General features: G+C 61.4%; 28 protein-coding genes. 15 read left to right on the top strand and 13 right to left on the bottom strand.

Annotated elements, in window-relative coordinates:
* Positions 1-3 precede the first annotated feature (3 nt).
* The 6 genes from ACZYRS_RS20620 (at position 4) to ACZYRS_RS20595 (ending at position 4,799) form a co-directional block, all read left to right on the top strand.
* Complete coding sequence (locus tag ACZYRS_RS20620) at positions 4-819, top strand: enoyl-CoA hydratase/isomerase family protein (protein ID WP_463420737.1); 816 nt, start codon at positions 4-6, stop codon at positions 817-819.
* A 36-nt stretch (positions 820-855) separates the two neighbouring features.
* On the top strand, positions 856-1,596 hold the full coding sequence (locus tag ACZYRS_RS20615) for an ABC transporter ATP-binding protein (RefSeq protein WP_463420736.1): 741 nt from the start codon (positions 856-858) through the stop codon (positions 1,594-1,596).
* On the top strand, positions 1,593-2,414 hold the full coding sequence (locus ACZYRS_RS20610; protein ID WP_463420735.1) for an ABC transporter permease: 822 nt from the start codon (positions 1,593-1,595) through the stop codon (positions 2,412-2,414). The genes ACZYRS_RS20615 and ACZYRS_RS20610 overlap by 4 nt, the downstream gene beginning before the upstream one ends.
* A gap of 59 nt (positions 2,415-2,473) precedes the next feature.
* Positions 2,474-2,884, top strand: coding sequence for a thioesterase family protein (locus ACZYRS_RS20605; RefSeq protein WP_463420734.1), 411 nt, complete (start codon positions 2,474-2,476; stop codon positions 2,882-2,884).
* 32 nt (positions 2,885-2,916) lie between these two features.
* A complete protein-coding gene (locus tag ACZYRS_RS20600; RefSeq protein ID WP_463422515.1) occupies positions 2,917-3,705 on the top strand; it encodes a class II aldolase/adducin family protein in 789 nt (262 codons plus the stop codon).
* Positions 3,706-3,887: 182 nt separating this feature from the next.
* Positions 3,888-4,799, top strand: coding sequence for a LysR family transcriptional regulator (locus tag ACZYRS_RS20595; RefSeq protein ID WP_198784888.1), 912 nt, complete (start codon positions 3,888-3,890; stop codon positions 4,797-4,799).
* Positions 4,800-4,919: 120 nt separating this feature from the next.
* Here the strand turns inward: ACZYRS_RS20595 and mrdA are convergent, their stop codons facing one another.
* Both mrdA and ACZYRS_RS20585 read right to left on the bottom strand, forming a co-directional pair.
* On the bottom strand, positions 4,920-6,899 hold the full coding sequence (mrdA, locus tag ACZYRS_RS20590) for a penicillin-binding protein 2 (RefSeq protein WP_463420733.1): 1,980 nt from the start codon (positions 6,897-6,899) through the stop codon (positions 4,920-4,922).
* A gap of 81 nt (positions 6,900-6,980) precedes the next feature.
* Complete coding sequence (locus ACZYRS_RS20585) at positions 6,981-8,003, bottom strand: adenosine deaminase (RefSeq protein WP_463420732.1); 1,023 nt, start codon at positions 8,001-8,003, stop codon at positions 6,981-6,983.
* A gap of 429 nt (positions 8,004-8,432) precedes the next feature.
* Here ACZYRS_RS20585 and ACZYRS_RS20580 point away from each other — a divergent pair, with 429 nt between their 5' ends.
* Positions 8,433-8,636: a hypothetical protein gene (locus ACZYRS_RS20580; protein ID WP_463420731.1), complete on the top strand. Its 204-nt coding sequence runs from the start codon at positions 8,433-8,435 to the stop codon at positions 8,634-8,636.
* Between the two features lie 11 nt (positions 8,637-8,647).
* Positions 8,648-9,997, top strand: a complete 1,350-nt coding sequence (locus ACZYRS_RS20575) for a YcaO-like family protein (protein WP_463420730.1) — start codon at positions 8,648-8,650, stop codon at positions 9,995-9,997.
* Positions 9,998-10,069: 72 nt separating this feature from the next.
* Here ACZYRS_RS20575 and ACZYRS_RS20570 read toward each other — a convergent pair whose 3' ends face one another.
* Positions 10,070-10,525: a hypothetical protein gene (locus ACZYRS_RS20570; RefSeq protein ID WP_463420729.1), complete on the bottom strand. Its 456-nt coding sequence runs from the start codon at positions 10,523-10,525 to the stop codon at positions 10,070-10,072.
* Positions 10,526-10,542: 17 nt separating this feature from the next.
* Here ACZYRS_RS20570 and ACZYRS_RS20565 point away from each other — a divergent pair, with 17 nt between their 5' ends.
* The 6 genes from ACZYRS_RS20565 (at position 10,543) to ACZYRS_RS20540 (ending at position 12,855) form a co-directional block, all read left to right on the top strand.
* Positions 10,543-10,824 carry a hypothetical protein gene (locus ACZYRS_RS20565; protein ID WP_463420728.1) on the top strand — a complete coding sequence of 94 codons (282 nt, stop codon included), beginning with the start codon at positions 10,543-10,545 and terminating at the stop codon, positions 10,822-10,824.
* 212 nt (positions 10,825-11,036) lie between these two features.
* The gene (locus tag ACZYRS_RS20560; RefSeq protein WP_463420727.1) at positions 11,037-11,270 is read left to right on the top strand and encodes a hypothetical protein; all 234 of its coding nucleotides are present in this window, start codon (positions 11,037-11,039) and stop codon (positions 11,268-11,270) included.
* Positions 11,271-11,328: 58 nt separating this feature from the next.
* Positions 11,329-11,601, top strand: coding sequence for a DUF4224 domain-containing protein (locus tag ACZYRS_RS20555; protein WP_463420726.1), 273 nt, complete (start codon positions 11,329-11,331; stop codon positions 11,599-11,601).
* Positions 11,602-11,682: 81 nt separating this feature from the next.
* Positions 11,683-12,045, top strand: coding sequence for a hypothetical protein (locus ACZYRS_RS20550; protein ID WP_463420725.1), 363 nt, complete (start codon positions 11,683-11,685; stop codon positions 12,043-12,045).
* Positions 12,046-12,151: 106 nt separating this feature from the next.
* Positions 12,152-12,439, top strand: coding sequence for a hypothetical protein (locus tag ACZYRS_RS20545; RefSeq protein ID WP_463420724.1), 288 nt, complete (start codon positions 12,152-12,154; stop codon positions 12,437-12,439).
* A gap of 122 nt (positions 12,440-12,561) precedes the next feature.
* Positions 12,562-12,855, top strand: coding sequence for a HigA family addiction module antitoxin (locus ACZYRS_RS20540; protein ID WP_463420723.1), 294 nt, complete (start codon positions 12,562-12,564; stop codon positions 12,853-12,855).
* Between the two features lie 110 nt (positions 12,856-12,965).
* Here the strand turns inward: ACZYRS_RS20540 and ACZYRS_RS20535 are convergent, their stop codons facing one another.
* The gene (locus ACZYRS_RS20535) at positions 12,966-13,751 is read right to left on the bottom strand and encodes a hypothetical protein (protein ID WP_463420722.1); all 786 of its coding nucleotides are present in this window, start codon (positions 13,749-13,751) and stop codon (positions 12,966-12,968) included.
* A 237-nt stretch (positions 13,752-13,988) separates the two neighbouring features.
* Here ACZYRS_RS20535 and ACZYRS_RS20530 point away from each other — a divergent pair, with 237 nt between their 5' ends.
* On the top strand, positions 13,989-14,159 hold the full coding sequence (locus ACZYRS_RS20530) for a hypothetical protein (RefSeq protein WP_463420721.1): 171 nt from the start codon (positions 13,989-13,991) through the stop codon (positions 14,157-14,159).
* A 2-nt stretch (positions 14,160-14,161) separates the two neighbouring features.
* Here the strand turns inward: ACZYRS_RS20530 and ACZYRS_RS20525 are convergent, their stop codons facing one another.
* The 9 genes from ACZYRS_RS20525 to ACZYRS_RS20485 form a co-directional block, all read right to left on the bottom strand.
* Positions 14,162-14,650: a hypothetical protein gene (locus ACZYRS_RS20525; protein WP_463420720.1), complete on the bottom strand. Its 489-nt coding sequence runs from the start codon at positions 14,648-14,650 to the stop codon at positions 14,162-14,164.
* 48 nt (positions 14,651-14,698) lie between these two features.
* The gene (locus ACZYRS_RS20520) at positions 14,699-14,941 is read right to left on the bottom strand and encodes a hypothetical protein (protein ID WP_463420719.1); all 243 of its coding nucleotides are present in this window, start codon (positions 14,939-14,941) and stop codon (positions 14,699-14,701) included.
* A complete protein-coding gene (locus tag ACZYRS_RS20515; RefSeq protein ID WP_463420718.1) occupies positions 14,942-15,610 on the bottom strand; it encodes a hypothetical protein in 669 nt (222 codons plus the stop codon). It lies immediately after the preceding gene.
* A gap of 3 nt (positions 15,611-15,613) precedes the next feature.
* Entirely contained in the window at positions 15,614-15,973 is a 360-nt protein-coding gene (locus tag ACZYRS_RS20510; protein ID WP_463420717.1) for a hypothetical protein, read from the bottom strand.
* Between the two features lie 267 nt (positions 15,974-16,240).
* Positions 16,241-16,882: a hypothetical protein gene (locus tag ACZYRS_RS20505; protein WP_463420716.1), complete on the bottom strand. Its 642-nt coding sequence runs from the start codon at positions 16,880-16,882 to the stop codon at positions 16,241-16,243.
* Positions 16,883-17,086: 204 nt separating this feature from the next.
* Positions 17,087-17,407, bottom strand: a complete 321-nt coding sequence (locus tag ACZYRS_RS20500) for a hypothetical protein (protein ID WP_463420715.1) — start codon at positions 17,405-17,407, stop codon at positions 17,087-17,089.
* Positions 17,408-17,668: 261 nt separating this feature from the next.
* Entirely contained in the window at positions 17,669-17,989 is a 321-nt protein-coding gene (locus ACZYRS_RS20495; RefSeq protein ID WP_463420714.1) for a hypothetical protein, read from the bottom strand.
* 57 nt (positions 17,990-18,046) lie between these two features.
* Positions 18,047-18,514, bottom strand: a complete 468-nt coding sequence (locus tag ACZYRS_RS20490; protein WP_463420713.1) for a tail fiber assembly protein — start codon at positions 18,512-18,514, stop codon at positions 18,047-18,049.
* Complete coding sequence (locus ACZYRS_RS20485) at positions 18,511-19,749, bottom strand: glycine-rich domain-containing protein (RefSeq protein ID WP_463420712.1); 1,239 nt, start codon at positions 19,747-19,749, stop codon at positions 18,511-18,513. The genes ACZYRS_RS20490 and ACZYRS_RS20485 overlap by 4 nt, the downstream gene beginning before the upstream one ends.
* Between the last annotated feature and the right edge of the window lie 308 nt (positions 19,750-20,057).

Below are 20,057 nucleotides of genomic sequence, written 5' to 3'. Positions count from 1 at the left end.
ACGGTGGCGACGCTCGAGCTCGCCAGGCCGGACAAGATGAACTCGCTGAACGATCAGATCCTGATCGACATGCAGCACGCCCTCGACATGCTGGAGAACGACACCGGCGTGCGCGTGCTGATCATCACGGGGCAGGGCAGGGCCTTCTGCGCGGGCTTCGATCTCGCGCCGCGCGACAAGCCGTTCACGAGCGTGCAGGACTGGCGCGGTCACGTGAAGCTCGGGAACGACACGTGGTGGCGAATCTGGAAGTCGCGCCTGCCGGTGATCGCGGCCGTGAACGGCTTCGCGCTTGGCGGAGGGTGCGACCTGTCCATGGTCTGCGACTACACGCTTGCCTCGGAGGCGGCGGTGTTCGGCGAGCCGGAGATCCAGTTCCAGTCCGCGCCGCCCTTCAACATCACGCCCTGGATCATGGGAATGAAAAGCGCCAAGGAGTTTCTGCTCTTCGGCGATCGGGTGTCGGCCGAGGACGCGGTGCGCCTTGGCATCGCGAACCGCGTGGTGCCTGCCGACCAGCTTCGCGCCGAGGCGATGAACACCGCGCTGCGGCTCGCGAAGCTGCCTCCGCCGGCGGTCGAGCTCAACAAGCTCGGACTCAATCGCTCCTACGAGCTGCGCGGGTTCCAGCCGGCGATCGAGTACGGCGCGGAGATCTTCACCCAGGTCTTGATGTCGGAGTCGGACGAAGCGAAGGAATTCTTCGAACGCATGGGGCGCGATGGCATGAAGGCTGCGTTCAAGTGGCGAGACGAGCGCTTCGCTTTACCCGGGACCGCTTCCCGGTCCGGCGACAACGCTCGCACCAACGCTGCTTGAGGAGATCCGATGATTCATGTTTCAGGCCTGAACAAGATGTACGCGACACGCGAGGGGAACGAGATCCACGCGCTGTCCGACGTCAATTTTTCGGTGGCCGACGGAGAGTTCATCACGGTGGTGGGCCCCAGCGGTTGCGGCAAATCGACGTTGCTGAAGATTCTTGCGGGCATCCTGCGTCGCACGTCCGGCTCGGTCGAGATCGACGGACGTCCGATCGACGGTCCGAATCGCCAGATCGGCGTGGTGTTCCAGGCGCCGGTACTTTTGCCGTGGCGCACGGTGTTCGAGAACATCCTGCTGCCGAGCCAGCTGCATGGCGCCATCACGGATGCGAACCGCGCCGACGCCAGGAAGTACCTGGCCATGGTCGGGCTCGCCGGATTCGAGGACAAGTACCCCAATGAACTGTCGGGCGGCATGCAGCAGCGCGTGGGGATCGCACGGGCGCTGGCCCACGATCCGGCGCTGCTGCTCATGGACGAACCCTTCGGTGCGCTGGATGCCATGACGCGCGAGAACATGAACCTCGACCTGCTGCGCATTCGCGCCGCCAGCAAGAAGACCGTGCTGCTCGTGACACACAGCATTCCCGAGGCGGTGTTCCTGGCGGACCGGGTCATCGTGATGTCGCCGCGTCCGGGGCGGATCACCGAAATCCTCAACGTCGACCTGCCGGCGGAACGCAGGTTGGAGATGATCAACTCGGCGCCGTTCGGGGAGGTGGTCTCTCACATCCGCAAGTATTTCAGTTCACAAGGAGCGCTCGACGCATGACCACCACCAGCACGCCAAAACGCGGCGGCCCGGGGCTTCTTGGCCGCAAGCCCGAGCGCCCGCTCTCCATCCTCCTGTTCATCGTCATCATCGGCGGGTGGGAACTCGCGGTCAGGCTTCTCGAAGTCTCGTCCCTCGTGGTTCCGTCGCCGACCGCAACGGTGATCTCCTTGTGGAACGGCCTGGCCGACAACACCTTCGTGTGGCACACCGGCGTGACCTTGTACGAAACGCTCGTGGGCTTTTTTGTCGGCGCGTTGTTCGGCCTCGTTCTGGGCGCCCTGATCGGACAGTTCACCTTGGTGGAGCGAACGCTCTATCCGTACGTGGTGGCCTTCCAGACCATTCCCAAGGTCGCCATCGCGCCGTTGTTCGTGATCTGGTTCGGCTTCGGCGTCACGTCCAAGATCGTCATCACCGCCACCATCGTGTTCTTCCCGGTGCTGGCGAACACGATCGTCGGTCTGCGCTCCTCGCCTCGGGAGCAGATCGACCTGATCACCGCGTTCACCGGTTCGCGTTGGCAGACCTTCAAGTACGTGAAGGTACCCAATGCCCTTCCGTACATCTTCGTCGGCCTCGACGTGGGCATCGTGCTGGCCGTGATCGGTGCCATCGTCGGCGAGTTCGTGGGCTCGCAAGCCGGGCTGGGCTACCTGATCCTGCAGCGCAATTTCTCGATGGACACCGCGGGTGTGTTCGCCATTCTCATCATCCTTTCCGTGATGGGCATCCTGCTGCACGGCGCCGTCGATCTCATCAAGCGCAAGGTGGTTTTCTGGGTCAACCATGAAGCCGAAAAAATCGTCGGTGCCTGAAGCCGGCGCGCGCTGATCCGAGGGGCTTCTTCCCCTCTCTACACACAGGACCTCAAGCCATGGAACAACTTCAAGAAAACGCACACGCATCGGTCGACGTCACGGTCACCGAAACCCATCTCGCCGCCGGCCTTTCTTCCGAGCCCGGCGAGTTCTTTCCCGAGGTCTTCTCGACGCCGTGGCTGCTCGCGCAGCTCGAGCGTGCCGCGGCAAAGGTACTCCGGCCGCTTCTTGCGGAAGGGCAACTCTCCGTCGGTGCGAAGGTGGAGCTGGAGCATCTCGCGCCGACGCCGGTCGGCCAGAAGATCACCGCGCACGCGAGGTTCCTGGAGAAGAAGGGGCCTCTCTTCCTCTTCGAGGTGTGGGCCGAAGATGGTGCGGGGATCATCGGCAAGGGAACGCATGCGCGGGCCATCGCGCCGAAGATCGCCGTCGAGAAGCGCGCCGCGAGCCGCTTCGCGCAGGCCTGAGGGTGCGGGTCATGAACACCGAGAACGCAGTCATGAGCACCACGCAGCACGATGCTGTTTCAGGCGAACAGCGCGAACGCAGCGAGCAGGCGGTGCGAGAGGACCTGGCCGCCGCCTACCGTCTGTTCGCGTTGTTCGGAATGGACGACGCCATCTACACGCATCTCTCGGTGCGTGTGCCCGGCCGGCATGATCATTTCTTGATCAATCCCTTCGGCCTGCTGTTCAGCGAGGTGACGGCGTCTTCGCTGGTCAAGATCGATCTGGATGGCAACAAGGTGGACGCCAGCGAGAGCGAAGTCAATGCCGCGGGCTTCACGATCCACAGCGCGGTCCACGCGGCGCGGCACGACGCAGCCTGCGTGATGCATACGCACACGGTGGGCGGCATGGCGGTGGCGTCGCTGCGCGATGGCCTTCAGACGACGAACCAGTGGGCCTTGCAGTTCTACGGCCGGGTGGCCTACCACGACTTCGAAGGGCTGGCGCTCGATCTGGACGAGCGGGCGAGGCTGGTGGCGAGCCTCGGGGACAAGGCCAAGGCGCTGATCCTGCGCAATCACGGATTGTTGACGGTGGGGCGGTCCGTCGCGGAAGCATTCATCCTCATGTTCAATCTGGAGCGGGCATGCCGGGTGCAGCTCGCCATCCAGTCTTCCGGCCAGGCGGTGCGGCCGCTGTCGCCCGAAGTGTCCGAGAAGACCGCATTGCAGTTCGAGAAGGGCGGCGCGAACGCCTCGCAGGCTGATCCGCACGCACGGGAATGGAATGCTTTCAAGCGGCGGCTGGAAGCTGCCGACGGTCGCGGCTATCGCGCGTAGGAACGTCTGATCACGTCTGATCGCGTCCGTGGATGCGGCCTCTGGGCGCACGCCCCAGGCGCGGTGGATCGAGGGCTCGCGCAGCGTTGCGATCTTTGGCAGACGGCACAAGGTTTGCTTTGTGTCCTGTATAAGATTTGCAGGCCGCGCAGAAGCGCAGACATCGTCGGAGGTCTTTTTCCTTGATCAACAGCATTGGGTTGCGGTATTTCGCAGGCGTCGCGCGGGTGGGGTCCATCCGGCGCGCGGCAGAGGAACTGCACGTTGCAGCATCCGCCATATCGCGCCAGATCCACCTGCTGGAAGAAGACCTGGGCAGCCCGCTCTTCGAGCGGCACCGCGGCCAGAAGGTGATGAAGCTCACCTCGGCCGGCGAGGTCGTGCTGGCCTACGCGCGCACCGTGGAGAACGGGCTGGACCAGGTCAGGACGGACATCCGGTCCATCCAGACCCTGCAGCGCGGGACGGTGCGGCTGGGCATATCGGAGTCCTTCACGAGGGAGTTTCTTCCGCAGTTCCTGCGGACCTTCCACACGCAGTACCCGGGCATCAATTTCGAGGTCGTGGTGGCCGGAGGGTCCAGGCTGGTGGAACAGCTGTCGAAGGACGAGCTCGACATTTCGCTGTCGTACATCAGCCCCGACACGTTCGACGTCACGGTCGTGGAGCAACGGTTCATCAAGCCATGCCTTCTCGTCTCGGGAAGCCATCCTTTCGCCAAGCGCGAGTTCGTGGACATCAGCGAGTGCGGCGATGAGGAGATGGCACTGCCGGATGAAACGCTGACCATCCGCGGCAGCTATGTGCGGATGTTCGCAAAGGCGAAGATCAAGCCGCGCGGCGTCATGGTGACGAACTCCTTCGAGTTGATGCGCGCGTCGGCCGCCACGGGGCTTTGCGTGGCCATCGTCAACAAATACTTCGGTGGTCCGACGCCGCCGCGCGGCCTGAAGTACGTGCCGCTGCGGGGCAGGGGTGTCGAGAAGTGGCCGCTCAACATCTGCGTGCACACGGACCGCAATCTCCCGGTGGCGGTGCGCATCTTTCTCGAGCACCTGCAAGAGGCGGTGCGGCGCGCTACGGCGGACGACTGACCCCTTTTCCGATCGGTAACGATCATCGCCGCAGCACGGGCATGCAAGGGGATGGCGGGCTTCGAAGTTCAGGATCGTTGCCCGGGCCGCCGGTGCTCAGCGCCCTCGGGCTGACGCAGGTTATCGAGGCGGGATGTCGTCCGGATGAAGCGCCATGCCCTCGGGCCAGCTGACGTCTTCCACGCGCACGGGCTTTCCGCGCGGTGTGGTGCCGATGCCCTGCTGCACGGCTTCGATGTCCTCCTCGCTGGGGTATTCGCCTTCGAGCAGGTAGTCGAAGATGCGCCGCGCGATGGGCGCGGAGACCTGTCCGCCGCCGCCGGCGTTCTCGACGATCACCGCGACCGCGACACGCGGTGCGCCGGCGGGCGCAAAGCCCATGTAGAGCCCGTGATCGCGTTCCTGTTCCTGCATGCGCGCGGCGTTGTAGCGGTGACCTTGCTTGATCGTCACCGCTTGCGCGGTGCCGGTTTTCCCCGCACTGACGTACCTGGCCCCGAGGAACGACTTTCTCGCGGTGCCCTGCACCGTCACGCCGATGAGCGCGTCGCGCACGAGCGCCAGGTTCTCGGGTCGCAGCTTCAGGTCGCGCGGCGCCGGCGGTTCGGTCGGATGGATCGCGTGCGTGTCGGGGTCTTGCAGCCCCGTCACCATGCGGGGAGTGTGGAGGAGGCCGTTGTTGGCCAGGGCAGCCGTGGCGGTCGCGAGTTGCAGGATGGTGAAGTTGTTGTACCCCTGGCCGATGCCCAGGGAGATCGTCTCGCCGGCCCGCCATTTCTGTTGCGCCGCGGTGCGATAGGCCTTTCGCTTCCACGCCTGGTTGGGCAGCACGCCGCGAACCTCGCCGTCCAGGTCGATGCCCGTCGGCTGTCCGAAACCGAAGGGCGACATGAAGTCGTGGATGGTCTCGACGCCCATCTCGTTGGCCAGCGTGTAGTAGTACACGTTGCTTGAATGGACCAGGCTGGTGAACAGGTTCATCGGACCCAGGCCACCTTCGTGGCTGCGGAATCGATGGTTACCGAAGTCCCAGTAGCCGGGATCGTTGATGAGGACACCCGGAGCGCGCTTTCCCAGTTGCAGCGAGGCCATGGCCATGAAAGGCTTGTAGGTCGAGCCAGGCGGATAGGTGCCGCGAAAAGCGCGGTTGAGCAGCGGACGATCGGGCGATTCGTTCAATGCCTTCCACGTGTCCCGATCGACGCCGGTGACGAAGATGTTGGGATCGAATGTGGGCGTGCTCGCAAAGGACAGCACATCCCCGTTGCGCGGGTCCAGCACCACGGCCGCACCGCGGCGGTTGCCCAGCAGAAGTTCGACGAGCCGCTGCAATCGAATATCGAGCGCGAGCTGCACGCCCTGGCCCGCGCGGGCTGCCTGCACCGACAGGCTGCGCATGGCTTGACCGGACGCCGCGGTCTCCATCCTCTCGAATCCTGTGGTGCCGTGCAGTTGGGGTTCATAGCGTTGCTCGATGCCCAGCTTGCCGATGTGGTCCGAGCCGAGGTAGTTCTGGCGCGCCGGTTCGGCGTCTTCGAGCGCGCGGCGGTCTGCGTCGTTGATGCGGCCTATGTAGCCCAGCGCGTGGCTTGCAAGCGGGCCGAAAGGATAGGTTCGAAGACTTCGTGCGTTGATCTCCACGCCCGGAAAACGGAAGCGTTGCGCGGAGACGATCGCGATCTCTTCTTCGCTGAGCATCGTGCGCAGCGGGATCGGATTCAGCCCCTTCGATTCCGCCAGCAGCGTTCGAAAGCGACTGATGTCGCGTGCTTCGATCCGGACCAACTCGGCGAGGCTGCTCAAGAGCGCGTCGAGACCGCCTTGCGTCTTTGCCGGCGTGATCTCGAGTGAGAACACAGGCTTGTTCGCCGCCAGCACCACGCCTTGCCGGTCGAAGATCAGGCCCCGCTCCGGAGCGATGGGAACGATGGCCGTGCTGTTGCGTTCGGCTTTGGCGCTGAGGGACGAATGCTCCCGGACCTGCAGGTAGAAAAGCCGGGCAGCGATGAGCCCGAAACAGATCAACGTGAGCGCGCGCGCGACGGCAACGCGCCGCTGAAACCGGGCTGTCTCGGTGCCCGGATCGGAAAAGCTGTGCATGGGAATGCGATGCGCCCACCGGCCGGGGGCGATGCAGGAAGTTCGGCGAGGTCGAACGCACTGCTGTGCAGTGCGCGGCGGTCAGAAGTGCGCGTTCTGCTTCACGTATTGGTCGATGAGCGACAGATAGCGCGCCTTGTCGGCCTCGTCGATGAACGCAGCACGAAAACTGTTTTTCGCCAGCGTGATGATGTCGTCGCGGCCAAGGTCCAGGCTGCGCTGGACCTCGATCAGGTTCTCGTTGACGTAGCCGCCGAAGTAGGGCGGATCGTCCGAATTGACCGTCGCGAACAGGCCCTTCTGCAGCATCTCGCGCAGCGGATGCTCGGTAAGCGAACTCACGCCTTTCAGACGGAGATTGGACAGTGGGCACACGGTCAAGGGGATTGCTCGTGCCCTCAACAGTTCGACCAATGAAGGATCGCCCAGGGCCGCGTTGCCATGATCGATCCGATCGACATCCAGCAGCTCGACGGCCTCGCGAACATATGCGGCGGGGCCTTCTTCTCCGGCGTGAATGGAGGTCTTGAACCCACGGCGCTTGCACTCGGCGAAGAAGTTCACGAACTTCGACGGTGGGTTCCCCACTTCGGGGCCGCCCATGCCGACGCCCGCGATGCGGTCTTGCCAGGGCGCGATGCTGTCCAGGAGCGCAAAGGCATCTGCTTCGGTGCGGTGGCGATGGGCGCTGATGAGAAGACCCGAACTCACGCCATCTTCGCGCCGTGCATCGTCCATGGCACCCAGCACGCCGTCCATCAGAGCGCGGATCGTCACGCCTCGCTCGGTAAAGCTCTGCGGGCCGATGAACATCTCGGCATGCAGCACGTTGTCCGCGGCGCACCGGCGCAGGTAGGCGCGCGTGATGTCGTAAAAATCTTGCTGCTGCACCAGCACCTTGCAGCCTTCGAAGTACAGATTCAGGAAATCTTGCAGGTTCGAAAACTCATAGGCGCTGCGGAGCGCATCTGCGGTTTGCCAGCGCAGGCTGAGGCCATTGCGTTTGGCAAGGCTGAGCATCATCTGCGGCTCGATGCTGCCCTCGAGATGCATGTGCAGCTCAGCCTTTGGCAGTTGACGAATGAATTGGGCGCGGTCGGTCATGTGCGGGATGGGGGTTGTTTCGGAGGCGTTCGATCGGGACGAACGCATCGTTTCATTCCTCAAAGGCTAACAGCGGGCGTGGGGCGCGTGGGATCAGAATTGCGAAGAGTCCGTTCGAAAAAATAGAACAGCTTGAATCCAGGCAGCCCACTGGACTTCATCGGTGCGCTTCGCTGCCGGACCGCCAACGTACTCTTCTGCGTGCGCCCGCACGACCGCGATTTAGTGGCCTTGATTGCGAACCGGGTCGCGAGGCCATTGGGGGGCGCCTCGCTTCTCCTGAAGATCAGGATGAAGAACTCCGCGAGGTAAGCGGTCCTTGACGGCAGGTAGGTTCGGGGCTAGCCTGAAAATTCTCCGGCGCGGTGACAGCGGGCTGTGCGGAGCGTTCTCTACCAGCAATATCTATCGACAAAGGTATAAGACTATATGGGTGACGCAGCCGGTAATTACTCTACGTTGTCATGGGCCGGAAAGGTACATGACAATCCTAAACCCTTCGACAAGGCCGCCAGCGGCGACGAGCCAATAACCAAAAAGGATCTGGCCGAATTCGAACAAAATCTATTGAAATTGATTCACGAAATGGCTGAAAAAATTTCCAAGGAGAAGCTTCGCGCCAACCCGGAGTAGTTCTGAATTGATTGCGTGAGAATCCAACACTTTTCCTTGAGCAAGCATTCCCGATGGCAGGCCGGCTTCAGACGGCGCTGCCATTTTTTTGGTCAAATCTCATGACAGAAATCCCAATAGAAAGATCCTATTCCTTGCAAGGCGCGGAAGCCGCGTTGCAGGAGGAGCTCCAGAATCTGGGATTGAATTACAAGATCGAAATGGCGGGAGAATCGATTCATGCAGCCAGATGCACGCTCACAGATAAAGAGAGCGGCGGGTTTCTTGCGTCGGGAAATGGCAAAGGAGAGTTGGTTGCATCCCGTGTGGGCAGCCTGTTCGAAGCATTGGAGCATCTGCTGTCAAAATACCATTCCATCGATCCGGAAAAGATATCTTATATAAATGGCCGGGAATTTTGCCTTGGCAATTCGATGTGCGATCAGCTTCCCTTGGTGCTCCTGAAAGATGCGGGAAATGCCGACATTCCTTCCTTGAAATATAACGCCGTGAACGGCCCGCAAACCTGCTTTTATCCTCTGGCCCTGCTATGCCCGGAATATATTGATGTCCAGATGATGGGCGGTGATTTGCATAAAAAAGATCTCCTCAATTACAAGCGTCTGGAGCAGTATTCAAATAATTCCGGGACCGCTATAGGCATGAATGCCGACGAAGCCATCATTCACGGACTCCTCGAGGGTATCGAGCGGACTTCACTGTCGAAATTTCTTGCCGATACTTTTCTGAAGAACAAGAAAAATCATTTGCGAATGGTGAACCCGCTGACATTGCCGGATGGCAGTCGCGATGTATTCGATCGGTTGGAGAAAAAAACTTCCAGCAGGGTATTTATTTTCGAAATGCCAAATAAATTCGGCATACCTGCTTATGTTGGCTGGATGGAGCAGTATAAATTCAACGTAGGTATCGTCGGCTATGGCTGCTCGCTTTCCGTAGAGCATGCGATCTTGAGATGTCTGTATGAAGTGGCTCAGTATTACATTTTAAGCAAAGATATTTTTGGCTTCGATTGGCTGATATCCAAAAGTGACGCAGTTTCCACGCAGTTGAAAGGGCTTCCGTTGCATCAGGATTGTGCTGTATTCGATATGGGCTGGAAGTGCGATATGCTGGGCTATGAATTGATAGATTATGCGGATCTGCCGAGCTTGCCTTTCGCTATTAACGCGAAGGACTATCTGAATCAATTGACTGCTCTGATTTACGAAAATGGAGAAGTGCCGTATGCCGCCGAACTGAAGGTCTTGAGAAGTGGCATCAATGTGACTCATACGTTCATTACCGGAGAAGATCGATTTTTTAACGTCTTGAACGGCAAATCCACGTTCCCGGCGAATTTGAAAGATTTTGCGGGTTGACTGGACTGATGAGGGCGCTCTTCATTTTTGAGCCGAACAGGACGCGCTCCAGTTGCCGGCCTTGTTCGTGCCTCAAAGGTGTGACGGCCTCGAGCGCACGGCACTCGTTTTCCGCGCGCTTGCCGGCGCGGAGTTCATACTTTCGACCAGCATTCGCGCCTCTTTGTCACGCTGTGCAGGTACCTGCGGAAGTACTGGCAAATCACGAGCGTTCGATGCATGCCCCGAGATCACGACAGGCAAAGAAAAACCCGCCACCCCTGTGAGAAGTGCGAGTTCCGAGGCAGCGTGAAGCTGCAAGAAATGAGGGATTGGCCCCGGAGGGGATTGAAGGTCGAGCTGCAGGCGGTGCCAGTATTCGATTCCCTTCGTTAGCGTTTGAAGTGTTCCCCCGTCCGTTCCCCCGTATTGGCTGAGCTTGTCTTGGATGCTGTGTCCCGCCGCGTCGGCACTAGAAAAGAAGTCGAATGTGATCTGGACGGGGGGAACCCAATAGCGCGCCGTCGGGGGCGTGTAGAGGAAGGTCATACTGCGGGCTCCAATTCATGAGGGGCGACCTGATGTCGTATGTCCAAAAGTTCTCGGTGAAAACGGTGACAGATCCGCAGAACCCTCTGCGACTTGTTCAAGCTGGAAAATTCGGGGGAAAGTCGTTCGAAGTGGTGACCGGCTACGACATCGCGAAAGACAGGTGGCCCGTGCACGTCTACAGCACCGACGAGCGGGGTGAACGCACCAAGCTGCCGATGGGTGACTCCTACGAATCCGATCCCGCTGCGGCATTTGCGCGAGGTTGGCGCGAGATCTCGGAGTACTTCGGCATCTGAGCCCATGACCAAGCCGACCCGCAGCGTCAAGCAGCTGCACCAATTGCTGATCGAGCGCATCGAGGCGATTCCCGACCTGGACCCTGCCAGTGCTGACCGACCGCGGCACGCACCGCGCCGACATCGCGCGAGTCATTCGCCAGTTGCAGGGGCAGTACGACCTCGAAGATTGAGGCGCGCGATACTTCGCGCTTCCCATCCTGAAGCACCATATGCACCCGCTCTTCACCAAGTACGGTCAGTACGCGCTTTTCCCGGTCATTTCCGGCAGTGCCAATGGCACCTTCGTAGGCGGCTACACCGTGAGTCTTTTCGAGGCTGAGATCAACAGCTACACCCACCTCTTGTCCGGTGTTGCTCCGGGCTTGTTCGCAACAGAATCGGAAGCGCGCGAGGCCGCGCTCGGCGCCGCCCGCGAGGCTGCGGATGGCTTGGCCGCAGCGTAGCCGATTCATCGTGTGCCCTCCGAGAGCAGGCTGAGCTGCTCGAGGGTGAGGAGAACTGATGTTCCTTTCCGATGCAGAGATCGCAGAGATCTGCGCCCCGCTGAAGGCCTCGGCCGCGCAGAAGCGCTTCTTGAGGTCGCTCGGCCTGGTGGTGAACGAGAAGCCCAACGGCAAGCCACTGGTCGTGCGATCGCATGTAGAGTGGGTGCTGAGTGGCAGCATTGGTCCGAGCGCAGCGCCTGCATTCGACCCACCCACTCAACCGGACAGAGATGGTTTTTTAAAGTATCTCCGCGAGCGGAAGGGCAATCGCAAGACGAAGGTCGAGTGAGCCTTAGTGGGGGCCCTAGCGAGTGCTACTGAACTGCAGACCGCGCCTTCATACTGCGGGTTTCAAGGCAAGGGGGCGAGGATGGATGCAGCAATCGCAGGACTGCTGGGCACCGCGTTGGGAGCGGTGCTTGGCGCCGGGGGCGCGCTGGGCGCCGCCTGGATTCAACAAGGACACCAGACGCGCAGGGAGCGCCTGAAGGCCGCTGCAGATCTTGGGCTGGCGGACTTCAATCAGCGAGTCAAGGTGACCGAACGAGATGGCGGGACGCTTGTTCCGTTATCGGTTTTTGTGGCGTATCACGCCGATGTGCTCGAGGTCATCGCAAAGGGCGCGTTTGACCCTGGGGCAGTCGCAGCAATCGACCGACGGCAGATCGCGTTGGTTCGCGCGATTGAGGGTAGACCTAGCGGGCAGGCCATCAGAGCGGGCGATGGCCGATAGGCTTCCTCACGATGGCTGCTGCACGTCGATCGGCAGGTCGCATTGCATCGGCATCGCCAAGATCATCCGCACGGCGCAGGCACAGTATGAATTTAAGGATCGAGGTATGGCTTACATCATGAAGAGCGCGGAGGAGATCCAGGCGGAGGTACTGCGAATTGCAGGGCAACACCCCGAATTTCTGGAGGGAGACGTGGACTGCGCCGTGGGACTTCCGGTAGCGCTTCTGCCGCCTATCGTGGGGGGTGCGAACTGGACGATGCATACCCCTGCGACCTGCTATGAGCACCCGGCCATTGCCATCGCCATCGGTGTAGTGCAGGAAAAGTGGACGCTTCGATCCGGCCATCGACCGGCGCTCCACCTGTCCAGCCTGCATATTCCTGATGAATGAGGCACGACAATGGAGGTTTAAGAAGTTATTGGCTGGTAACGCTTGACGTTACTAAGCTCTCACGTGATAGTGGATTTAGAGCAGGCATTGGCTGGGTCGTCCGCCGCCAGAGAGGAGTTTCTATGACGCGCCAATTTTCTTACCCACACCCCGGCGAAATTCTTGCCGAAGAGTTTCTGATGCCCATGGGCGTCACGCCGTACAAGCTGGCGCAAGCGATCCACGTACCACTGACTCGCATCACTGCAATCATCTCGGGAGAGCGCACTATTACGGCCGACACCGGCCTGCGCCTGTCGCGCGCCTTTGGCGTCAGCGATGGCTACTGGGTCAGCCTGCAGAAGGACTACGAGACGGCCCTGGCCAAGGAGCAGCTCGGCAAAGAGTTGGAGAGCATCGAGCTTCTAGCCCCGTGAGCTCCTGCCCGAGTGCTTAACGTCAAGATCTCGGAATAAAAGGGTTAGCCGGCAGCGCCGCTGTCACGCGTCAATCTCGCTTTAGCGGCGGAGTCGGCCACCCGCCATCGTCACGAGGATGCCGTTGGTGGCGGAAAATCGAGGAATACTTGCGGATGAAATTCGAACTTGAATGCCAAGGGCTGAAAGGCTCGATAGGCGTTAAAAAATGCATCGCGGTCCTTTGTCAACTCTTTCGAATAGGCATGGGCTGCACAGTACGCCAGCATATCGGCCGCATCGAGAAGTGGGGGCTTGGAACCCTCGATCGGCTGGCGAGCGATTCCGATCCCGCCCTCGAAGGTGATTGGAATGCGAGCGGCCTGCATGGATTTTCCTCCCCAGGCAATCTTCGTTGTCTCAGGGTCTGCCCATAGGCGCAAATTTTCCAATCCTGGCGTCACCTCTAGGCCTCCTTGGACGGCCACGAAAGCGAATGCGGCAAGCTGCTTTGCTCCTGTCGGCGTCGATCGCCCATGTGCAATCCAGGGCGATTGGCCAGGGATTTCCGCCGCGTCGACGATCCCTATGCGAAAGCTCGCGCCAGCACGACGGAGGCGACTGGCGACAAAGAACATCATCTCGAACGGTTGATGCCGTGTCAGATGCGCCCATTCCGTCTTTCGTCGCGCGTCACCGTTGAACAGTTGTCGGCAGTGCATCCGCGCTCCGACGGGCCCCTTGAACATCGCGACCACCTTGGTCAACACATGTTCTGCGGCCGCTTGACGTTCTTCATCCACGCAGACGAGTGCGTACGTGACGATGGATCTGTAAGCGCTCTCGTCGCCGAATAAGTGCAGCATGCAGGGGATGATGACATGCGCTTCCGTTGATCCAATGCGAGCAGATTGCATGAAGCGCGCTCTTGCACGCCGCGGGTAACGTTAGACCTCTGTCATCGGGCAGGTGCGTTAGCCTCGCCGCTGCATGGTGGCAAGGAGTCCAAGCAGCGCCGCCCATACCACCGCAGATGCGGGAGTTCCGCATTTGCGTTTTCGCTAGCGTGGAGCGACGACCCTCAAGCTGTCGGCCCAGAAAATCGGGGGGCGCGCCGCCGCGATGGCTCTTACCATGCCGGGGGCGCAGTGACGGTGGACGATCGCCACACGGCCCGCGTGTTCATCGCGCAGGCCCGCGCCACGCCGCATGCGGGCTGGCGCGCCACGCTGCTCACCTGGGCTCGCCGCCGGCGCGTTGCTGGTTGCGTGGTGCCCGCGCGGATGGCGCGGCAGCTCTCTCTTTTTGAGGAGGCAGCAAGGTGAGGTCATTGCGAGTTGTGAATCACGTTGATCGACTGCAGCACGCTGTTGTGAAAATCAACGAACTCTTTGCGCCAGTGCTGCCAGTGGCCTCCACCTGTGTGGGCGGCGGAGCGCGTGTGAATCTCGATCGCTTCCGACCGCAACGTCATGTATGCCGCCAATGCATTACCTCGAAGCATCGAGATGGGAACGATCTGCGCGATGGTGCACGCGTCGGCCAGAGAGTGCCTATGCGCTTCGAACCTCGCCCACTGCTGACTGTCGCAAGCCTTGACGAAATCTTGGGAGATCACCGCTAACTGAGAAGCATAGGTCTTCGCCATGTCCTTTGCATCTCGGTACGCGTCCCGCCGGGCTTTGACTGGCAGCCCAATCGCGATCGCAAGGGCGACGATTGCACCGACCGCCTGAGCCCATCCCGACCACTCGGCCTTTGTCATGCACAGCGGCCACCAGTCGATCGCGAACAGGCAGTAATCGGGTGTCGGCATTCAGGTTCTCCTCGTTTGGCGCGCATCCTAGCGCGCGTCGTGGGCGTTTCATTCGTCCAGGTCGTACTGCCCCTGCAACTGGCGAATGACTCGCGCGATGTCGGCGCGGTGCGTGCCGCGGTCGGTCAGCACTGGCAGGGTCCAGGTCGGCGTGCCGTCGCTGCCGGCACCCGTGCCCACCACGTGGCCGCGATGCACGTCGGCGACCTGGCCCTGCAAGTCGGGGATCGCCTCGATGCGCTCAAGCGGCAGGGCCTTCAGCTGCGCGGCGGTGCGGGTGGTTTTGGGCATCTACTTGAGTTTTGGGGGCGCATGTAATCGTCTCTGCGCCGCTCTCAGAGCACGCATCGAGAGCAAAAGGTTCAATCGATTCCCAGAGTAGTTCCTCTCGAGCACCGCAGCTTGCGGGGCGCCCACCTTGGCTCTCGTCAGTATGAGCTCGAGAGATCGATGCACTCTGCGCAACGAAGCGACGCCGTAGGCAACGTCGGCCGCTACCTCCGGCAAAGCTGGAGCAACCTGCAGGAGTTGCGCCTCGCTAGGCAGCGGCGCTTTCTCTAGAAGTTCCGCGTAGAACCTCGCCCGAACAATAGTGTCCGGATGTGCCGGTTTTTTGATGTCCGACAGCAACGAACGCGCGTTAGCAATGGCCATATCGACGGTGGAACTAATTTCCGCTCCGATCACCATCGTGACCGCAGCAGCTGCACGCCTTGCATCGGATCGTTCCGCGCGCCGCTGAAACATTGGAACCGCGACCGCAACGAGGATTGCGATTACGGAACCGACTGCCTGCACCCAAGCGGGGGCGTCCAGTCTCCCGAGCACGACCGCAGAAGTAACCAGAAACCATCGGATCGCTGGCACGCCCGGAAAGATCACCAGCGCGTAGGTCAGCAAAAGGCTCGACAGCACGACGAGGGACACCAAGGTGCCCACGGTTATCAGCTTTTCTTTCATTTCTCACTCCATCCTGGGAGCGCATATTGGACCGCATCGGCACCGCGCCGAGCGCGAGCTCGAGATCCATGCCGTTGCTGCGGACATAGTGCGGACATTGCCTATGCTGCGGACATTCTTGGGAACCTCGGCTATGTCCGCAGCAGTGTCCGCACTCTTCTTCGCGGGCGTTCCAGCCGCGGGCTTCGCCGCTTTTTCCCTGCTGTCCGCGCGGGGCTTGCGCCAGCCGCTGGCGACCTGCGCCGAATCCAGTTTTCCCTCGGCGTCGGCCACCAACAGGCCGCGCGCCAGAGCCCGCCGCACCTGCTTCTCGTCGCAACCTTCCAGCCGCGCGAACTCGCGACGCGTGACAGCTTCAGCCATAGGTGCGGACATCCTGTGCGGACATTGTTTTGACCTCAGAGCGGGTCGAGAAACGCGGCGCGCAATGCCCGCATGACAGGAAGGTCGGGGAAGGACCCGTTGCATTTATGCAACACAATGGCGTTAGCACCACCTTGGTGCCTCCTTCGGCCTTGGGGCTGCGTGGGGCTGTCACCGCGCTGTTGCGATGGCTCGGCCCAACGTCTTGCCCATCACCCTGTTGAAGTTGGAGCGCACCAGCTGCTCGGCCGCGCTACACCGCGGAATCTATGCCACTTCAAACATGGCTGTGATGTGTCTCTGCAAAACGTTGTTCACAACAGCTTGCATCGGTATCACCTGCTGCTTGAATTCCTCAAGTCGTTCCGGCGCCAGGGGAACCTCAGCCCGTGTTCTTTCGCGAATGCCGCCAATTACTGCGTTGTGTAGGGAAAGCAACTGCTGATACTCAGCGTGCGGGATAAAGGGCGATACGGCTTCGATAGCTATGGCAGCTTGCTGCATCCGCCCGGTGATTGAAGTTTGATGCTCGACATAGATCTCAACGGTTGGGAACGTCACCGCGCAGTAGCCGATGCCGCTCGATGCGTAGTCCCGAACTGCCTTGAAAAGACTCGTTAGAGCATCGAATTTGTATTCCATCATTTTCAAGGCGCCAGCCGTTCTGATCGACTGTGCGGCTTTTGCTCGCTCAGCTTCAGCAATCAACGAGACCTTGTAAGCTTCCAGGTCGCGTTCGAATGAAGCCTTATCGCTCTGAAGTTCGCGTTGGAATTGCGCCTTGATGCGTTCGATATCTCTATTGAGCCAATGTGCCAGCTGGCTTCGCCCAAGAAACCCGGCAATCGTAAGCATCGCCACCGTAACCCCACTGCCCGCCAATGCTGCTCGAAGAAATTCCCATTCCATGTTGAGCCTCCTATGGCGAGCTTACAGCCCAGGACCTCGAATGGCAGCTTGTCGCATGCACCTTCGCCATCGAGGGCAAATTCGCTGTATTTCAAGCAGATTGGTGAGCGCAGGCTGGCGTCATTTTTAGAGTTGCGACAGTCTTCACCGGACGACAGCGGCATGCCGCGCGCCTTTGCGATCCAACGCACCGTGCTGGGCGGATCACTCCGCCTCGGCCGACAGAGCGCCGTGCATCCGCGCCGTGCCGGTGCTTTGGCGCGCCGAGGATTCGGACGGGTGCGCGCCGACGTGCGGGTTGCGATCAGCACGCGCTTGGTTGCGGCTGTCGACCGTAGCCGCGGCAGGCATGCTCTCCAGTAGAGCAATCCCTTCCTTGCGCGTCATCCTGCTGGTGAACGCTATGGTCTTCGCGAGCACTGGGTTCTTCAGCCCCGCGGCCGAACTGACAATGGCCTCGCATCGTGCGCGCTCTCGAAGACGGGCCCCGGCGATGGGCCCCTCGCCATGCATCTCCTCCTTCATTGGCCATCCTGCGCGCGGCGGGCACGGGAGCGGCAGGTGCTTCCTTCTTCGCTGCGGGCGGCCCGACCGCGACAGCGGCCGCCACTGCAGGCGTTGACGTCGCGGTCACTGTCTTCTTCTTGCCGAACCCGAAAAAATGCGTCCAGTGCACGCTCGGCAGCAGTTTGGCCACGCTGGGTTTGGGCCCTTCACGTTTGCGCGCCCCAGCTTCGGATACGGCCTTAAAGCCGAAAGCCGGCCTCTTCATGGGATGGCCTTCCGCTACTGGTTGGCACGAGTGCCCAGCGGCAGGCCCGTGGTGGTCATCACGCTTTCGAGCATGGTTTGGCGTTTCGCGTGTTCGGCGTCAGCTTCCCTAGCGAGTTGTGCCTCGACCTCCGTATAGCGAGCATGGATGCGGTCAATCACTGCTGGCGTTATGGGCTCGCCGGCCTCGACGGTGAGCTGGTCACCTTGTGCGCCGAGCCAGATTCCCTCTAGGCGCATGCGCGAAAGCGCATTGGGATTGATAGGACCGTCAACATTGAAGGTGACGCACTGCGGACCGGAGGTAGCCGCCGCATGGATCGAAACGATGTTCATAGGTTTCAAGTGAAGAATGGGGGAGGCCAGCGAACCCGCCGAGGCGGGTTAGGTGAATCAGGGGGCGATGGGCCAGGTGATGTTCGCGGGGAAGCCGGCCTGCGCTTCCACCTTGCCGAGGTCCGATCGGTACTTCTTCCACTTGAGCAGCAGCGCCTTGTCGGCGGCGGTGGCCTCCTCGATGTCCACCGCGTCCTGCAGCGGGTCGATGCGCAGCGTTGCCATCGCGATCAGGCCGTCGCGCGTGACTCGTGCCTGCTCGGCCGTCATGGCCGGCGGCGGAGGCGGTGGACCGAATGCCCCGTCCGCGTAGGTATCGCCCTGGGCGACGGTGATGCCCGCGGGCACAGCGACGCACTCGGCAACGATCTCTTCGGGGAAGCGCTCGGCCAGCGGCACGTCCCGCGTGGTTGCCGGCTCGATCTCGTTGCCCTCTTCGTCCAGCACGGGCGGAACATCGCAGGTGTACGGCAGGAAGATCTCCCAGACCTTGCCGTTGATGATGCGTGCGTAGGTGGTGCTCAATTTGTGTACTCCCGAATGATGATGATCCCGGTGCCGCCCTGGCCGCCGGTCTTGTCGCCCTGGCTGGCGGTGTTGAGCGCGCCCCCACCGCCCGCGCCGTTGCTCGCCGAGTTGGGGCCGTTGCCGGCGCCGCCGACGTTCGACAGCAGGTAGTAGCCGCCCGGGCCCAGGAAGCTCGCGCCGCCCTCACCGCTCATGAAGTTCGTGGGGCCATAGATCGCAGGACGGCCGACGCCACCGGAAGCCCGGATGTCTGCAGTGCCTACGTTCGTGCCCACAGGAGTACCGGTGCCATTTGGAAATGTGGGGGAGCCCGCCGTCGTTACAGCGCCGCCAGGGTTGCCACCGCCACCGCCTGACGAGCCAACAATGGCCCCAAAACTGGTGGCTCCCCCGTTGCCAGCCGCGCTCGCACCCACGCCGCCCGCTCCTGGCGCCCCGACTGTGTAGGTAGCGCCGGCAAAGCCAGAGAGAATTTTTTTGCGGAAATAAGCACCACCTGCGCCGCCCGCACCTGCCGACTGCTGTCCCGCACCAGTGGCCTGCGCGCCGCCACCACCACCGCCGCCGCTGCAGCCTTCGACCTCGATGTAGACCGTGCCAGGCTGCGGCGTGAAGACGTAACTGCCCGGCGTCGAATTGATCGTGGTGAGCAGCAGGCGGCCGGTGGCCTGGCCAAGCTGCATCGCATGGCCGCTCTGGATCGCGGGGCCGACTTGCAGCGCAGCGCCCGTGCAGCCGAGCAGGACGAAGGACCCGAACGTCGCGTTGTAGATCACCCGGCATCGGCCGTTCGCGATGATTTCGCCGCCCTGCAGCGCGACATGCCCCCCGCCGATTACCGGGGTGGCGCCAAGCCCATTTACGTTGAGCGTCGTTGCGCCGGTATTCGCGAACTTCGCCTTGAACCACAGCACCATGCCGTCGGTCAGCGCGGTGATTGCGGGCGCGAACGTCGTCACACACGTGTTCGCCGTCCCGGTGTCGTTCGCGTAGATCAGCCCGTTGGACCGCAGTGCGATCAGGATCTGGTTGTATGCAGTCTTGCTGGGAGTGATGCCAGCCGCCGTGCAGATTGCGAGCAGCTCCAGCTGCAGGGAGTTGAGCCAGGATGAGCGTACATACGTTGCCGCTTGCCCAAGCCCGGGGTTCCCTTCCGTGAAGAAGCCAGGCGTACCCGCAGCCTCGGGCGTAGGCATCACTGCGACTGCGGTTGGATCATCGATTGCGAACATGTGTTTTCCCTTTCAAGGAAGTTCAGTTGAGTGAGTGGGGTAGGGCGTATCGACCTGGTGGGTTTCGTTCCAAGTCGCTAATGAGTCGCCGGCACAGGTCGCACCAGCGCGAGCTCGCACAATTGCTGTCGCTCTTTTGTTCCCCGCGGCCACCGGATCGGAGGTGGCAGGCAGCTTGCTCGTCGCCAGTTTTTCTTCTTCGGGCATATGCACTCCTTGTTGCTCGAAATGAATGGGTCTCCCCATCTCGCAGGGGAGTACGCGGCCAACGCTCGACTGACCACACGTAAGAAGGAAAGCGGTCGCCA

It is taken from the genome of Variovorax sp. AC194 (genome assembly GCF_979257995.1).
Note: the sequence above shows the minus strand (reverse complement) of the source record. Positions and strands in the feature narration are given on the sequence as shown.

Coding starts and splice junctions, on each gene's coding strand:
- ACZYRS_RS20615 (WP_463420736.1), top strand. CDS start 856: ATGTACGCGACACGCGAGGGGAACGAGATCCACGCGCTGTCCGACGTC.
- ACZYRS_RS20610 (WP_463420735.1), top strand. CDS start 1,593: ATGACCACCACCAGCACGCCAAAACGCGGCGGCCCGGGGCTTCTTGGC.
- ACZYRS_RS20605 (WP_463420734.1), top strand. CDS start 2,474: ATGGAACAACTTCAAGAAAACGCACACGCATCGGTCGACGTCACGGTC.
- ACZYRS_RS20600 (WP_463422515.1), top strand. CDS start 2,917: ATGAGCACCACGCAGCACGATGCTGTTTCAGGCGAACAGCGCGAACGC.
- mrdA (WP_463420733.1), bottom strand. CDS start 6,899: ATGCACAGCTTTTCCGATCCGGGCACCGAGACAGCCCGGTTTCAGCGG.
- ACZYRS_RS20585 (WP_463420732.1), bottom strand. CDS start 8,003: ATGACCGACCGCGCCCAATTCATTCGTCAACTGCCAAAGGCTGAGCTG.
- ACZYRS_RS20580 (WP_463420731.1), top strand. CDS start 8,433: ATGGGTGACGCAGCCGGTAATTACTCTACGTTGTCATGGGCCGGAAAG.
- ACZYRS_RS20570 (WP_463420729.1), bottom strand. CDS start 10,525: ATGACCTTCCTCTACACGCCCCCGACGGCGCGCTATTGGGTTCCCCCC.
- ACZYRS_RS20565 (WP_463420728.1), top strand. CDS start 10,543: ATGAGGGGCGACCTGATGTCGTATGTCCAAAAGTTCTCGGTGAAAACG.
- ACZYRS_RS20560 (WP_463420727.1), top strand. CDS start 11,037: ATGCACCCGCTCTTCACCAAGTACGGTCAGTACGCGCTTTTCCCGGTC.
- ACZYRS_RS20555 (WP_463420726.1), top strand. CDS start 11,329: ATGTTCCTTTCCGATGCAGAGATCGCAGAGATCTGCGCCCCGCTGAAG.
- ACZYRS_RS20550 (WP_463420725.1), top strand. CDS start 11,683: ATGGATGCAGCAATCGCAGGACTGCTGGGCACCGCGTTGGGAGCGGTG.
- ACZYRS_RS20545 (WP_463420724.1), top strand. CDS start 12,152: ATGGCTTACATCATGAAGAGCGCGGAGGAGATCCAGGCGGAGGTACTG.
- ACZYRS_RS20540 (WP_463420723.1), top strand. CDS start 12,562: ATGACGCGCCAATTTTCTTACCCACACCCCGGCGAAATTCTTGCCGAA.
- ACZYRS_RS20535 (WP_463420722.1), bottom strand. CDS start 13,751: ATGCAATCTGCTCGCATTGGATCAACGGAAGCGCATGTCATCATCCCC.
- ACZYRS_RS20525 (WP_463420720.1), bottom strand. CDS start 14,650: ATGCCGACACCCGATTACTGCCTGTTCGCGATCGACTGGTGGCCGCTG.
- ACZYRS_RS20520 (WP_463420719.1), bottom strand. CDS start 14,941: ATGCCCAAAACCACCCGCACCGCCGCGCAGCTGAAGGCCCTGCCGCTT.
- ACZYRS_RS20515 (WP_463420718.1), bottom strand. CDS start 15,610: ATGAAAGAAAAGCTGATAACCGTGGGCACCTTGGTGTCCCTCGTCGTG.
- ACZYRS_RS20510 (WP_463420717.1), bottom strand. CDS start 15,973: ATGGCTGAAGCTGTCACGCGTCGCGAGTTCGCGCGGCTGGAAGGTTGC.
- ACZYRS_RS20505 (WP_463420716.1), bottom strand. CDS start 16,882: ATGGAATGGGAATTTCTTCGAGCAGCATTGGCGGGCAGTGGGGTTACG.
- ACZYRS_RS20500 (WP_463420715.1), bottom strand. CDS start 17,407: ATGAAGGAGGAGATGCATGGCGAGGGGCCCATCGCCGGGGCCCGTCTT.
- ACZYRS_RS20495 (WP_463420714.1), bottom strand. CDS start 17,989: ATGAACATCGTTTCGATCCATGCGGCGGCTACCTCCGGTCCGCAGTGC.
- ACZYRS_RS20485 (WP_463420712.1), bottom strand. CDS start 19,749: ATGTTCGCAATCGATGATCCAACCGCAGTCGCAGTGATGCCTACGCCC.